This is a genomic window from Marinobacter halophilus, assembly GCF_003007685.1.
GTDB lineage: Bacteria > Pseudomonadota > Gammaproteobacteria > Pseudomonadales > Oleiphilaceae > Marinobacter > Marinobacter halophilus.
Map to the genome: position 1 here is coordinate 147,209 of NZ_PXNN01000016.1, position 14,312 is coordinate 161,520.

12 protein-coding genes are annotated in these 14,312 nt (G+C 56.5%); 6 read left to right on the forward strand and 6 right to left on the reverse strand.

Annotation, left to right across the window (positions count from 1 at the left end; all coding sequences use genetic code 11):
• Positions 1 to 87 precede the first annotated feature (87 nt).
• Together C7H08_RS13140 and C7H08_RS13145 are read left to right on the forward strand one after the other, a co-directional pair.
• Complete coding sequence (locus C7H08_RS13140; protein ID WP_106672679.1) at positions 88 to 2,301, forward strand: acetyl-CoA hydrolase/transferase C-terminal domain-containing protein; 2,214 nt, start codon at positions 88 to 90, stop codon at positions 2,299 to 2,301.
• Entirely contained in the window at positions 2,301 to 2,777 is a 477-nt protein-coding gene (locus tag C7H08_RS13145; protein WP_106672682.1) for an FKBP-type peptidyl-prolyl cis-trans isomerase, read from the forward strand. The genes C7H08_RS13140 and C7H08_RS13145 overlap by 1 nt, the downstream gene beginning before the upstream one ends.
• On the opposite strand, the gene C7H08_RS13150 is transcribed toward C7H08_RS13145, so the two are convergent.
• Together C7H08_RS13150 and C7H08_RS13155 are read right to left on the reverse strand one after the other, a co-directional pair.
• Entirely contained in the window at positions 2,695 to 3,555 is an 861-nt protein-coding gene (locus C7H08_RS13150; protein WP_106672686.1) for a lysophospholipid acyltransferase family protein, read from the reverse strand. The two genes, C7H08_RS13145 and C7H08_RS13150, sit on opposite strands and share 83 nt — an antisense overlap.
• 16 nt (positions 3,556 to 3,571) lie before the next feature.
• Positions 3,572 to 4,333 (reverse strand): GNAT family N-acetyltransferase, encoded by a 762-nt coding sequence (locus tag C7H08_RS13155; RefSeq protein ID WP_106672689.1) that lies wholly within the window; start codon positions 4,331 to 4,333, stop codon positions 3,572 to 3,574.
• Between the two features lie 241 nt (positions 4,334 to 4,574).
• Here C7H08_RS13155 and C7H08_RS13160 point away from each other — a divergent pair, with 241 nt between their 5' ends.
• From C7H08_RS13160 to glpK, 3 genes are all read left to right on the forward strand, one after another.
• Positions 4,575 to 5,309 carry a response regulator gene (locus C7H08_RS13160; protein WP_106672691.1) on the forward strand — a complete coding sequence of 245 codons (735 nt, stop codon included), beginning with the start codon at positions 4,575 to 4,577 and terminating at the stop codon, positions 5,307 to 5,309.
• 56 nt (positions 5,310 to 5,365) lie between these two features.
• Positions 5,366 to 6,940, forward strand: a complete 1,575-nt coding sequence (locus C7H08_RS13165; protein ID WP_106672693.1) for an ATP-binding protein — start codon at positions 5,366 to 5,368, stop codon at positions 6,938 to 6,940.
• A 261-nt stretch (positions 6,941 to 7,201) separates the two neighbouring features.
• The gene (glpK, locus tag C7H08_RS13170; RefSeq protein ID WP_106672695.1) at positions 7,202 to 8,683 is read left to right on the forward strand and encodes a glycerol kinase GlpK; all 1,482 of its coding nucleotides are present in this window, start codon (positions 7,202 to 7,204) and stop codon (positions 8,681 to 8,683) included.
• A 15-nt stretch (positions 8,684 to 8,698) separates the two neighbouring features.
• On the opposite strand, the gene C7H08_RS13175 is transcribed toward glpK, so the two are convergent.
• Positions 8,699 to 9,769, reverse strand: coding sequence for an ABC transporter ATP-binding protein (locus C7H08_RS13175; protein WP_106672697.1), 1,071 nt, complete (start codon positions 9,767 to 9,769; stop codon positions 8,699 to 8,701).
• A gap of 3 nt (positions 9,770 to 9,772) precedes the next feature.
• The gene (gene argF / locus C7H08_RS13180; protein WP_106672699.1) at positions 9,773 to 10,687 is read right to left on the reverse strand and encodes an ornithine carbamoyltransferase; all 915 of its coding nucleotides are present in this window, start codon (positions 10,685 to 10,687) and stop codon (positions 9,773 to 9,775) included.
• 210 nt (positions 10,688 to 10,897) lie between these two features.
• Between argF and grxD the strand changes: the two genes are divergently transcribed.
• On the forward strand, positions 10,898 to 11,224 hold the full coding sequence (gene grxD, locus C7H08_RS13185) for a Grx4 family monothiol glutaredoxin (RefSeq protein WP_106672841.1): 327 nt from the start codon (positions 10,898 to 10,900) through the stop codon (positions 11,222 to 11,224).
• Between the two features lie 8 nt (positions 11,225 to 11,232).
• Here the strand turns inward: grxD and C7H08_RS13190 are convergent, their stop codons facing one another.
• A complete protein-coding gene (locus C7H08_RS13190; protein WP_106672701.1) occupies positions 11,233 to 11,997 on the reverse strand; it encodes an energy transducer TonB family protein in 765 nt (254 codons plus the stop codon).
• 5 nt (positions 11,998 to 12,002) lie between these two features.
• Positions 12,003 to 14,231 carry a DUF1631 domain-containing protein gene (locus C7H08_RS13195; RefSeq protein ID WP_106672703.1) on the reverse strand — a complete coding sequence of 743 codons (2,229 nt, stop codon included), beginning with the start codon at positions 14,229 to 14,231 and terminating at the stop codon, positions 12,003 to 12,005.
• Positions 14,232 to 14,312 lie beyond the last annotated feature (81 nt).

The window sequence follows — 14,312 nt, forward strand, 5'->3', positions numbered from 1 at the left end:
TCTTATGACATGACGCATTGTCAGCTTCAACGTGTCATGTGATCATCCAGCCTATTGAGATTCTCAAACAATAATGGGGAACTGGTGATGGCAGGACAGAACGGAATCTATTGCGACGACGCAAACGCATGTGTAGATCGGGTAATCGAACGGGTAGGCAAGCAGATCACGCTGGGCTTGCCGCTTGGCCTTGGCAAGCCGGTTCGCTTTGTCAACGCGCTGTATCAGCGAGCCAAAGACGATCCGGACATTCAGCTGCATATCGTCACAGCGTTGTCGTTACTGGCCCCCGAGGGCGGCTCCTCGCTCGAAAAACGGTTTTTGGAGCCGTTCACCAAACGGCTCTATGGCAACATCCCTGAGCTGGCCTATGCCCGTGACGTCAGTCGCAATCAGCTGCCGGCCAATGTTTCGGTATCGGAGTTCTTTTTCAAGGCCGGGAGCTACCTGAACAACCGCAGCCAGCAGCGCAACTACGTGTGCACCAACTACACCCATGCCGTTCGGGACCTGATGGCCCAGGGTGTTAACGTGGTCGGCCAGTTAATGTCGCCGGGCTCGCAGCACGGGCAGCCGGATCACCTCAGCTTCAGCTGCAATCCGGACTTGTCGCTGGATATTCTGCCGCTGTTACGCGAGCGCGAAGCGGCCGGTACGCCGGTGGCGATGGTTGCCGAACTGAACCAGAATCTGCCCTGGTTTGGTCATCATGCCGCCATCGAGGCCCGCGAGTTTGATCTCATCCTGTCCCATCCATCCTCGGATTATCCGTTGTTTTCTGCGCCTCAGATGGCGGTCAGCCCGGCCGATCACATGATCGGGTTCTACGCCAGCAGCCTGCTTAAAGATGGTGGCACCTTACAGGTGGGCATCGGCTCTCTAGGCGCAGCTCTGGTACACAGTGCCATCGTCCGGCATAAGCACAACGATGCCTGGAAGGCGATCTTCGATCACCTGCAGGTTCGGGAGCAGTTCCCGGTAGTAGAAGAGTATGGCGGTACCGGGCCGTTTGAGCAGGGCTTGTACGGCTGCAGCGAGATGATGGTGGATGGCTTCCTCTATTTGTTGCAGGAAGGCATTCTGACTCGCGAAGTCTATGATCATCCCGGGTTGCAGAATCTGATCAATCAGGGTGAGATCACAGAGGCGCCAAGTCTCGAAACCCTGGATGTGTTACACAAAACCGGCCTGATCGATTCGCCTCTGCGGGCGCGGGACGTCAAATGGCTGATTCGCTATGGCGTCCTCCGCGACAGCGTAGAGTTCAAAGGCGGTCGTCTGCGCCTGAGTGACGACAAGTCGGTGGAGGCCGATCTGGCCAATGCCGAGACCCGTGAAGCGCTGAATGTCATGGGCTTGGGCGACAGGCTGGCCGGCGGCATTGCCATGCACGGCGGTTTCTATGTTGGCCCGGAAAACTTCTATCAGGCCCTGAGAGAGTTGTCGGATGATCAGCGAGACAAGATCTGCATGACCAGCGTCAATTTCATTAACCATCTGTACGACCACCGTTTCGGTGACCAGAAAATGAAAGCCGCCCAGCGCGTCCATGGCCGTTTCATCAATTCGGCGATGATGTACACCCTGAACGGTGCGGCGGTGTCGGATGGCCTGGACGATGGCCGCGTGGTCAGCGGTGTTGGCGGGCAATACAACTTTGTCGCGATGGCCCATGAGTTGCCGGGCGCCCGGTCTATACTGGCGCTCAGATCAACACGGGTATCTGGTGCTAAACCGGTCTCCAACATTGTGTTCAATTACGCCCACTGCACAATTCCTCGGCACCTGAGGGATATCGTGATCACCGAGTACGGTATCGCGGATATTCGTGGTCAATCGGATGAAGACGTTATTTTACGGCTGATCCGGATTGCCGATTCCCGCTTTCAGGAAGAGCTTCTGGCGCAGGCCAAGAAAGCCGGAAAAGTAGCTGCGGATTTCAAACTGCCGGTGCACTGGTGTCAGAACACGCCCGGAAACGTCGCGCAAGCGCTGAAAGCGGGCGGAAAAGGTGACTGGTTCCCGGCCTTCCCGTTTGGTCGGGACTTTACCGACGAAGAGCTGAAGTTAGGGAAAGCCCTTAAAGGACTTAAGGCCGCAACCGCTACCCCCCGTGGTAAACTGGCAACACTTTGGCAGGCCATGAAGGCCAAGGACGAAGAAGGTCATTATGACACGCTTATCGATCGTATGGGGTTGAAAAAGCCTTCAGGGCTTCGGAACAAGCTCGACCGGAAGCTGGTGATCCATGGTCTGCAACAACTTGAAACTCCGAAAGAAACAGGAAGCAAGAAAAGCTGATGCAAGCTGACAAGCCGAACCCGAAACCCGAAGTTTTCACGATCCACTATGTGCTCAAAAACCGGATTGGTGAGCTGGTGGATACCTCTGAGGGCAGTGAGCCACTGCACTTCCTGTATGGCACCCCGGAGATCATTGCCGGTATCCAGGAAGCGGTCAAAGATCGCAAGGTGGGTGACTGCCTGGAGGTCACCATACCGCCGGAATTGGCCTATGGAGACTATCGGGAAGAGCTGGTTCGCACAGTGCCCCGGTCACTGTTTGAAGATATTGAGAATCTTCATGTGGGCATGAAGTTCCAGACCAACTCAGGCGATCAGGCCCAGGTGGTGCAGGTGGTCGGCATTGATGGCAATCTGGTCAGAGTGGACGCCAACCACCCGCTGGCGGGATTTACGCTGTATTTCGATCTGGAAATTGTCGGTCGCCGGGAGGCGATGGAAGACGAGATAGCCCAGGGGCAACCGCTGTACTGATGTCTGCGGCTGTTTCCGGCTCGAATTCGCCGGCGTGAATGCGGTTGAGCCCGGCGCTGATGAGCTGGTGAATGCAAGCAGTCAGCTGCTGGGTTGATTCGGCCTTGTTGGCGTTCACGGTTGGGTGGATAACAATGTCTACCCGTGTGGGTGGCTGTTTGAGCAGTCGGATCAGGTGGTGGTGAAAACTGTCATCACCGACGAACGGCGCCAGTGCGTCAGGCTGGTGATTTCGGCGATAACCGATCGTGACCGGCTGAATCGGCCGGCCGGTTTCCCGGGCAGAGGCCAGCAACAGACCGTGCATTGGTAACACGGCGACACCGTTACTGGTCGTGCCTTCCGGAAAAACCAACACCGATTCGCCGACGTTCAGGCAATGGCTGATTTGTGTCTTTACCCGTCTGGCTTGACCGCTGCCCCGCTGAATAAACAGCGTTCCAGCCTGACGGGCGAGCCAGCCGATAATGGGCCAGGCACCCACTTCGGCTTTGGAAAGAAAGCGTAGAGGAGTTATCGCGCCCAGGATCGGAATGTCCGACCAGCTGATGTGATTGGCCACGTAAAGCGCGTTGCGCTCGGCGGGCTGACCATGCACATGAATCTGGAAGCCAAGGCACTGACAGGCCCGTTTGAAACAGCGCGCGGCCCAGGGTGTCCGGTCGATGCGCCCGGGGCGGACTAGATCTGCCAGCCTGAGCGCGATGGCCAGTGCACAGGTGCCGGTCAGAAACAGCGCGAATCCAGTCAGTCGAACGGACAACCTTAGCCATTTCATAAGATATCTCCGCGCTTCAGACGCTGCGACCCATAAAATGACGACCGTATCGTGCGGTCAGGTTGCTCACTTCCAGCAGCACCAGCAGGTCTGCACAACGAAACTCCGGGTCCCAGCAGGGTTCGCCGCATACTCTGGCGCCCAGCCTCATGTAAGCGCGGATCAGAGCCGGCACGTCGTCGCTGTGCTCGTGCTCAGAGTGGGTCAGGTGAGGCAGTGCTCGCAACGGGGTAACGCGAAATTCTGGCGCGGCCAGGTATTCGTTCTGCAGGTGGCGGGCGATCCGCCAGGCTTTCATGCCGCCATCGGCCATGCTGATGCTGGCGCAGCCAATAAGATAATCAACCTTCCGATGGTTGAGGTATTCGGCCACTGCCGCCCAGAGCAGTGCGATGGTGCCACCATTGCGGTAGTCCGGGTGAACGCAGGTTCGGCCCAGTTCCGCCACGCTGCCTGGTAGCGAGTTCAGGGCGTTGAGGTCAAATTCACCGGAGGAATAGAAACCACCAACCGCGGCCGCCTCGTTCTGATGCAGTATACGGGTGGTAGCCACCAGTTCACCGGTGTCGGTATCGGTCACGATCAGGTGTTCGCAGACTTCATCGAATTCATCCGCATCAAGGCCGGGTGTGACGGCACCCAGATCGCTGCCGTATTCTTCAGAAAACACCCGGTAGCGCAGGCGTTGTGCCGCTTCAATTAATTCGGGACTGCGGGTGAGCGCAGTATTCAGCCGGCGTCCTCGGCGTGGTTGTACCCTTGCGGTTTGTGCTGTCATGGCCTGGCCTCGTTGTGTCGTGTTCAACTCAAGGCTATGAAGCCGGTATGACAGCGAGGTGACTTACCAGTGACGTCTCTGTGACATCCGGGGTAAGGTGGTAAAAACCGGATCTGTGTCACAGGCTGTAACCCTGTTACGGGTCCATGTATATTTCTGAATAGCATGTATAATTGCTGTAACGGAACGTTGCCTGTATTGTCGGGCAGATAGTCCCTAAAATCGGAATACAAAAACAGAGATGGATGGCGTGGAACAGACAAACGAGAGTTGGCGAATCCTGATCGTTGAGGATGATGAACGTCTTGCGGATCTTACCCGTGAGTACCTCGAAAACAATGGGCTGACGGTTTCCCTGGAAAGCCACGGTGGTGCCGCAGTTGAACGTATTCGTAATGAGCAACCAGACCTTGTTGTTCTGGATCTCATGCTGCCTGGTGAAGACGGCCTGTCGATCTGCCGACGAGTGCGGCCTGTCTATTCTGGTCCCATCATCATGCTGACCGCTCGCACCGACGATCTGGATCAGGTGCTCGGCCTGGAGATGGGTGCCGATGACTACATCGGCAAACCGGTACAGCCTCGGGTTTTGCTCGCGCGCATACGGGCCATGCTCAGGCGTGTAGATACTGCGCCTGCCGGCAAGGGTGAGGAGTCAGGTGAAGAGCCGGTGCGCCTGAAGTTTAACGATCTGGTGGTCGATCGTTCCATGCGCGAAGCCTGGCTCAGTGAAGACAGTATCGATTTGACCAGCGCAGAATTCGATCTGCTCTGGCTGCTGGCCAGCAACGCTGGCCGCGTGCTCAGCCGGGAGGAAATCTTCACGGCCTTGCGCGGTATTGAATACGACGGCCAGGATCGCTCTATTGATGTCCGGGTTTCCCGGATCAGGCCAAAAATTGGTGATGATCCGATTCATCCCCGTCGAATCAAGACGGTTCGCAGTAAAGGCTATTTGTTCGTCAAAGAAGCCTGACCGATCGTCCACAGCCCGCTCCGCTGAGGGTGGGTTGTGTTATCTGGGTGGGCCGTATGTCCCTGAATTTTTTCCTGACAATCTATGCCCGCCTGGCCGGCGTGACCGCGCTGGTTATTTTGATTTGCACCCTTCTGTTTAACGGAATCAACTCGGTTCGACACCAGTTCTGGCATGAGCGCTTTGCCGAGCCGTTGATGCGATGGCTGGCAGTGACGCCAGCACCTGTCCGCCAGTATCACTGGATGCCCTCGATGTTTGACTTGCGTTCAGGTCATCCGGGCCAGTTTGAGCTGTCCAGCGTAACGATGGAGCGGCTGGGCTATGGGCAGGTGGTCGCGCAGCGTACCGGTGTGGGTTATCGATACCTTGTCCAGTCCTATGACGGTGATGTGATCAGCCTCCGCCTTGAACAGGCTTACAGGGAAATGGCACAGGCAGTGGCCCTGATTATTCGCTGGCATCTGGAAACCACGACACCAGGCCAGCGACTTGAGGTGATTGATCAGCTGGCCGATGCCCTGGGCGTCAGTATTCAGCCCGTGCAGGACCTGGAGTGGCTGCCGGATCAATCAGTACTTGAGGGAGTCTCTGAGAGCGGGCTGGTGGTGTTCAGTGAACAGAGAGAGCAGGATGCCCGAGTCTTGCTCAGACTCTCTGAAGGAGATCTGGTGGTGGTCAGAATGCCGGCGCCCTTCAATTCTTGGGGCTGGCCCGTAATCGCGTTGCTGTTGGTTGTGGTTGGCTCGGTACTGGCGATCGCGCTTTTTCTCGCCATCCGGTTTGTGGACACCCATTTGCGCAAAGTCGAATCGGTGGCGGTGCGTATTGCCCGCGGAGAGATGGGTGCTCGGGTAGAGTCTGAGCAGGGTACCCTGGTATCGCGGCTTGCAGGCTCATTCAACAGCATGGCAGAACATATTCAACGGCTGGTCGAGGTGCAGCGGGAGATGATTCACGCGGTGTCGCACGAGCTGCGCACGCCGGTTGCCCGTATTCGCTTCGGGGTCCAGATGATTGAGTCCGGAAACAGTCCGGAGGTGCTCGCCAGGCAACTTGACGGCATCGACGGCGATATCCAGGAGCTGGATGAACTGATTGATGAAATCCTCACCTATGCGCGGCTGGAGCAGGGTGGCCCGGTGTTCAGCTTGAGGGAGGATTCGGTCACGGACATTATTCGGCAGGTGGTGTCTGAGCAGCAGATCATCCGGACCGGTATCCAGATTGATTGCTGCATTGATGACGCCTCTGAACGGTGGGCGCTGGCCGACGTAGAGCCAAGATACATTCATCGGGCTATCCAGAACCTGGTGGGCAACGCTGCCCGCTATGCGGCTGGGCACGTGGTTGTGAATTGTCACCTTGATGAAGATAACTGCCGGATCGACGTTGAAGACGACGGTCCGGGCATTCCCGAACAGGATTGGGAGAAGGTGTTTACTGCTTTTGCCCGGCTCGACGATAGCAGGACCCGGACATCCGGTGGTTACGGGCTAGGGCTGTCTATTGTCAGACGCATTCTTTACTGGCATGGCGGCCAGGCATTTGTTGGTCGCAGTGACGAGCTGGGTGGTGCCCGTTTCAGCCTGGTTTGGCCGCGGCGTAAGTCGGTAGAGTCTGTTTTGTGAACCAGCGCTCATGGCCTCACCAGATGTAACAAAGCTCTACAGAATATCCACTGAACTGAGCGGGCTAGCGGTAGATAATCGAAATCGTAAGGGATGACTTTTGAGGTTGTAGTTCTTACGAACTTTCCTTGTTTCATTCGTCATTTGAGGGCCGGATTTATCCGGCCCTTTTTTTTACCTCGAAAATTCACCTCACCTGCGGTTATTCACATCCCGAACCGGTTTGTACTGGTAGACTCTCATGAAAAACAGGAGAGTTGCATGCCCCCCTATATACTCGCCATTGATCAGGGTACAACGAGTTCCCGGGCGATTGTTTTCGATTCCCAGGGTGTTCAGGTTGCTGTTGCCCAGCAGGAGTTTCACCAGTATTTCCCCAAAGATGGCTGGGTCGAGCATGATGCGCTGGAAATATGGGACAGCACCATAAGCGTATGCTGTAACGCTCTGGAGAAAGCGGGTATCAGGGCTGTTGAGCTGGCAGGTATCGGCATTACCAATCAGCGGGAAACGACCGTCATTTGGGACCGGGCAACCGGTCAGCCCATACATCATGCCATTGTCTGGCAGGATCGCCGCACGGCATCGGTTTGCACCAAGCTGAAATCCGACGGTTATGAAGACCTTGTGGTTGAGCGCACCGGGCTGCTGATAGACCCCTATTTTTCTGCAACCAAAGTCACTTGGCTGCTGGACAATATCGATGGTGCCCGGCAGCGCGCAGAAACCGGTGAGCTGGCCTTTGGCACTGTCGATAGCTGGTTGCTATGGAACTTGACCAAAGGGCAGTCACATTTCACCGATGCCACCAATGCCTCACGTACTGCGTTGTTCAACATTCATACCCAGGACTGGGATGAGGATTTGCTGACGCTGTTCCGGGTGCCAAGAGCCTTGCTGCCCAAGGTGCTGGACAGCGCGGCCGACTTCGGGGTGACGGCTGAAGAATGGTTTGGTGGTCCGGTTAAGGTCGCCGGTATTGCAGGCGATCAGCACGCAGCGCTGATCGGTCAGGCCTGTTTTGAGCCGGGGATGGCCAAGAGTACCTACGGTACTGGTTGTTTTCTGATGCTGAATACCGGCGACAAAGCCCTGCGTTCGGAAAATCGCCTGCTCACCACCATGGCCTATCGACTGGACGGCAAGCCATGCTATGCCATAGAAGGCAGTATCTTCGTGGCGGGCGCCGCTATGCAATGGTTGCGTGACGGTCTGCGGCTGATTACTGACGCCAGTGAGTCGGCCGGGCACGCTGAAGCTGTCGGTGTGGATAATTCGGTGTATCTGGTACCGGCGTTTACCGGGCTGGGCGCTCCGCACTGGGACCCGAATGCCCGGGGCGCGATTCTGGGACTGACTCGGGACACCGGCATCGCAGAAATTGTTACCGCCGGCCTGCAATCGGTGTGTTACCAGACCAAAGATCTGGTCAGGGCCATTCGCAACGATGGCGCGCCGTTGGAGTCTCTGCGGGTTGATGGCGGCATGGCGGTGAACGACTGGGTGATGCAGTTTTTGTCTGACATTCTTTGCGTCACGGTTGATCGGCCGAGCGTGACTGAAACCACTGCGCTGGGGGCGGCCTACCTGGCTGGATTACAGACGGGCGTATTTGAGAGCCTGGAGCAGATCTCGGGAATGTGGGAGCGTGAGCGGCAATTCCAGCCAGATATGAAGCCGGCCCTCAGGGAATCCCTTTATGCCGGCTGGTTGGATGCCATTGAGCGGGTCTGCAACCACTGACCCGCTCCGTTCAGCCTATACCCGTTCGAAGGCGATCAGGTGATCGGCTTCAACGCGCACTGGCACGTACTCGCCCATGTGAAAATCGAGGTGGCTCCGGAACAGGGCTTCAAACTCGGTATCCTCAGAGCACCGGAACCGGTACAGCGTGGAGGTGCCGGCAAAGGTTTTCTCCACCACCTTCGGTTTCAGGCTTGAGTCCGCGTCGTAAATAATGTCGTCGGGGCGGATCAGGACATCCAGCAAGGTCCCTGGCTGCCATTTGTAGGCCCGATTGCCGTGAAGAACGCCCAGTTCGGAGTCGATGGTGTCGGGCCCCAGCGCCGTGCCGGGAATAAAGCCACCCTGGCCGACAAAACTGGCGACAAACCGGTTGGCAGGCTCGTGGTAAAGGTTATAAGGCACATCCCACTGCTGAAGCCGGCCGTCTTTGAGTACGGCGACCTGGTCACACATGGCAAAGGCTTCTTGTTGGTCGTGGGTGACCAGAATCGCGCTGATCCCCAGCGTTTTCAGGATGTCTCGTACGTCAAGGCTGAGTCGACGACGAAGGTCAGTGTCCAGGTTTGAAAATGGCTCGTCCAGCAGGATCAGTGTCGGTTCTGGCGCCAAGGCCCGGGCCAATGCGACGCGTTGCTGCTGACCGCCGGAAAGTTCATGGGGATAGCTGTCTGCCAGGTCCTGGAGGTGTACAAGGTTGAGCAGCTCCATGACTTTTTGACGACGTTCGGCTTTTTTCAAAGCGTTCAGCCCGAAACCGACATTTTCAGCAATGCTCAAGTGAGGAAACAGCGCATAATCCTGAAATACCATGCCGATCCTGCGTTTCTCCGGTGCCAGGGTTCGCCCGGGCAGGCTGATGGCCTGGGATTGCAGCTGAATCTCCCCTGCGTTCAGTGGCAGAAATCCGGCCAGGGCTCTTAGAATGGTGCTTTTGCCGCATCCACTAGGGCCTAGCAGGCAGCCGATGTCGCCGTGGCTGAGTGCAAAATTGACATCTTTTACCACAGAGTCGCCGCCGTAGCCGCAAGACAGGTTGTTGACTTCCAACAGCCAGGTAGCTGCGGGCATCAGAGCGTCGGGCATGAATCAGTCCAGGCGGTTGAGTATGAGAAATTCCAGCAAGGCTTTTTGGGCGTGCAGGCGGTTTTCAGCCTCGTGCCACACCACCGAAGTCGGGTGTTCTATCATGTCGGTGGAGATTTCTTCGCCACGATGCGCTGGCAGACAATGCATGAACAGGGCATCTTTTGCGGCTACTGACATCAGGGCCGGATTGATCTGGTAATTGCGAAAGGCTTTCTCCCGGGCTTTCTGTTCGTCTTCCTGGCCCATGGAAGCCCAGACGTCTGTCACCAGAAGGTTGGCATTGCGGGCCGCTGCTTCCGGTTCCCGGACCACGGTAACGCGATCACTGTGTGCGTTTAGCAGGGATTGGTCCGGTTCGTAGCCTTCCGGGCAGGCGACGTTCAGGTGAAAGTCGAATTGTTCGGCCGCATTGATGTAGGAGTGGCACATGTTATTGCCATCACCAATCCAGGCAACCGTGGCACCGCGAATGCTGCCACGATGTTCGCGGAAGGTCTGCATGTCGGCCAGCAATTGGCAGGGGTGGAATTCGTCGGTGAGCGCGTTGATCACCGGTTTGCTGGAGGCTGCAGCAAACGTTTCGACCGTATCATGGGCGAAAGTCCGGATCATCACCGCATCAACCATGCTGGAAATAACGATCGCGGAGTCCTCGATGGGCTCGCCCCGGCCAAGCTGGGTGTCGCGGGGGGACAAAAATAGCGCCGCGCCACCTAGCTGGGTCATGCCGGCTTCAAAAGACACCCGGGTTCGGGTCGATGATTTCTCGAAAATCATTGCCAGTACACGATTTTTCAGGGAATCCCGGGTTTTGCCCGCACGCCACTCCTTTCGGAGCCTCGACGCATGATCCAGCAGCTGCTCCAGCTCACTGGTGGTCATGTCGTTCAATGTCAGAAAATGTCTTGCTGCCATGAATGGCCCCTGTTTCAAGGAAACTGCAATACGGTTAGCATCTGAAAAAGGCACCAAGTCTAGCCCTTCGCAACCCTGAAAACAACGCTGTGGATGGCGTCGTTGTTCTGGATCAAACCGTCTGGTTTGGTGAGAAATCTTTCACCCGTGTACAATGATCGGTAAATGCCGTGTGGCGGCAAACCTGACGTCAACCAGAGGTACGAGTTCATGGACATCAATGAAACCATTAAGAGCCAACTTGAAGAGAATCCGGTCATTCTTTACATGAAGGGCACGCCTCAGGCACCCCAGTGCGGTTTCTCTTCCCGCACAGTTCAGGCGCTCATGGCCTGTGGCGAGCGATTTGCGTTCGTGAACATTCTGGATAATCAGGAGCTGCGTGAAGCGCTCAAGATTTACTCCAGCTGGCCGACCTACCCGCAGCTTTACATCAGCGGTGAGCTGGTTGGCGGTTGTGACATTATTATGGAGATGTCAGAAAGTGGTGAGCTGACCAAGGCCGTGAAAGACGCGGTCAAACAAGCCGAAGCTTGAAGCCCACATTATCGACGCTTCGGGGTGAACACCAGTTTCACCTCGAAGCGATCGGTATTCTCTCCCACAGGTCGTGGATAGGGGCTGGCGGTTAACGCTGCCCGATACGCTGCATCATCAATACCCGGTAATCCTGTCGACTTCACCACCCGCGCCCTGGTCAGTGCGCCATTGGCCAGTATTCTCAGTTCCAGCTCCATCGTGACCGACTCCTTTAAGGAGGAGATGGCCGGTATCCGTTGTTGGTCCAGCGCTTCGGCCAAGTGGGTAGCCAAGAGGATCAGGTAGGGATCGTGTTCGGCGGGTGAGTTGGTGATTCGTTGAATCGTTTCCTGCTTATCTGCTGATTCTGGGGGTGACGCTGCCGATGTTGCTGAGTCAGCGCTGGTCTGCATGGGGGGAGCCCTGTTTACGGACGCCTCTGGGCGTCGTGGTCGGCTCAGTGCAGCAGGAGCGTGGGAAGCGTTTTCTGGTTTGGGGATGGCCCTGTTCGCCGAATCGGTGGTGATGATCTCCGGCGAGCGAGGCTCTACGGTAAAGTCCGGGTGTCGGGTGGCTTGAGTCGCGTCGGTGCTGTGTGGATTGGCGGAGCTGGGCTGAACTGCCGGAGTAGTCAGCGTGAACACCAGCCGATGGCTAAGCTCCCGGGCGTCTCTCAGAGGCGAGGGTAGCCCGGCAAGCAGCAGCGTATGCGCCAAAAATGCCAGAGAGAGTGCCAGGGTCAGGCGATACGACGCCGGAATCGATGGAGGTCGAAAGCCAGGCTCTGACATCTGTCTCAGGCAGTTTTGGTGCGCAGGTTGCCCACCACGGCGTTCAGTGCACGGTCAATCAGGGCGCCCTGTTCAAGCATTGTCAGGCGGCCTCGGCGCATTTCGTGGGCCAGCTCAATCCGCTTTTTCTCAATAACCTTCAGGCCCATGCGATTAACAAACACAAAACAGTCGGCCTCCTCGATGACCGTCGACAGTTTGCAGCGGAAACTCGCACCATTGACCAGTCGGAATTCCACCCAGCTTCCGATTTCGATGGTATCGAGTTTAGCCACATATTCGGCCACTGCAGCGTCTTCAAGTTCCTGCTGACGTTCGACTGCGGTCTGGTGTGTCGTCAGCGCTTCCTCCTCGTCAACTTCGTCAGCATCTGCCGGGCTGTCCTGGCGCGCCTCAATGGCAGCATTGGTGCGGAACGCTTCGGCCAGTTCGTGCTTCAGTTGCCCCAGCATATGGTCCAGCCGGGAGGCGTTATAAGACACCTCTTCCAGTCCGGCTCTGAGCGCTTTGAGCAGGCCTGGCACCACGCGCACCCACTGATCACGTTCTGTATCTTCTTCGTGGGGGTGCAGGCACCAGATCAGGTCATCAACAGTCCGGACGGTTTCGTGCCAGCGATGTTCGGTGTCGTCACGAAGGTACGCCAGGAACATGACGCGGCTCCAGCCGTTCATCAAGATATCCCGCACGGGTTCGGGCAGGTGATATCGGGAAACCTTTTCCCTGAGTAACCGGTCGACCGTTTCCTGGGCTTTTTGGGACTTGATCCGGCCGCGCTCGGATTCGCGCGTACGCTGCTCTACCAGTGACGCTTTGCGGTTCTCCCGCTCGAGAAACTGCTCGAACTCCAGGTTCAGGGTTTCAAACAAGGTAATGTTGCCGTCAAATTCATTCAAAATCCGTTGCACCACGTTGTGAATCTGGCCATACAGCTTGTCACGGGTTTTTTCATCGCTGTTGCTCCAGCCAATGCCGGCGCGTGCAAGCGCGTTGAGCAGCTTGCGGGCCGGATGGTTGGCTTTGCTGAAGAAGCTTTTATCTTTAATGACAACTTTCAGAATCGGGATCTGCAGTCGGCTGATCAGCACCTGAACGGGTGCTGACAGGTTGTAATCGTCGAGGATGAACTCGAACAACATAGACACCAGGTTGATCAGGTCTTCGTCAACTTCATTGAGTGCTGGCTTTCGGCCGTCTTGGCTGTCTACTCTGGAAAGCAGCTGTTGCACGATCTGTCGCAGGTCCACATCCACTGGCTCGCCGGTACTCAAATCATCCGAGTGGTTCAGGTTGTGCTGGACCGGCAGGGCGCTGAGCATGTCCGCCAACTCCCGGCCGCCGACGACCCGCAAGGTCGGATCTGCACTTCGCGGTGGCAAACCAGAATTGGAGCGCTGCAGTGCCAGCATCTGTCGTATCTGGTCGAAGACAACGGTATCTTCCGGCCGTTGTTCGTAAGAGGTCGTGGTGTCTGCGGTATTGGCCTCGGATTGAGCCTCTTTTGCTGCATTTTCTGCAGACTTGTGATGTTGTCCTGCCTTGCCGTGATAACGGAAGTTCGGGATGACACCGGCCTGAATCAGGATTCGGTTGGCTTCGTCCAGGAGCATGCCCAGGTTTGAAACCACGTAGCGGTCAAATTGCTTGAGGACAATCAGTCGTTCGCGGATCTGTATTTCGAGTGCCTGAATGGCTTCGGCAAAGGCACCGCAAAGATGCTCCGGAGCCAGGGGGTTGACCGGTGCCTCTTCTTTGGCGTCCTCGTAGACTTCGGTAAACCTGCTCTGTAACTGCAAAAGGGGCCCCTGAAAGTGGGCCTTCGCCTTGGTAATCATGGCGTTCAGGGCGACCTGTTCTTCCAGATCGTCATTGCCTACCAGGGCCAGAGTGTCGGCGTTAACTTGAGGGGCAGATTCCTGAGGTTGCAGTTGCCCGGCATGGGGCGGGTTCGCAAAGAATTGGGCAACGGCATTCTGGAAATGTCGCTCCACGCCTTTACGTTTGATGCGAATTTCGCGCATCGCTTCAAAGTATCGGTTTTGTTCGTTATTACTGCGTGCGTTATTGGCCAATTCGAAGAGCGAGTCATCGACGGCATCAAAAGCACCTTGCAACAGATCACCTAAACCCGCGACAACAGTGTCACGGATACGGGCGACCTCCGCAGGAACCGGTCCACTACTGGCCGCCTCTCTGTGCTCGCGGAGGTAATGTATGCCGGACTGCTTATTCATGGCCGACTCCTGTTTACGCCTCAACCGGATACATGACCGAGTTTAAATCTCTATTATTTAATTATTGGTTAAAGTTAGCGT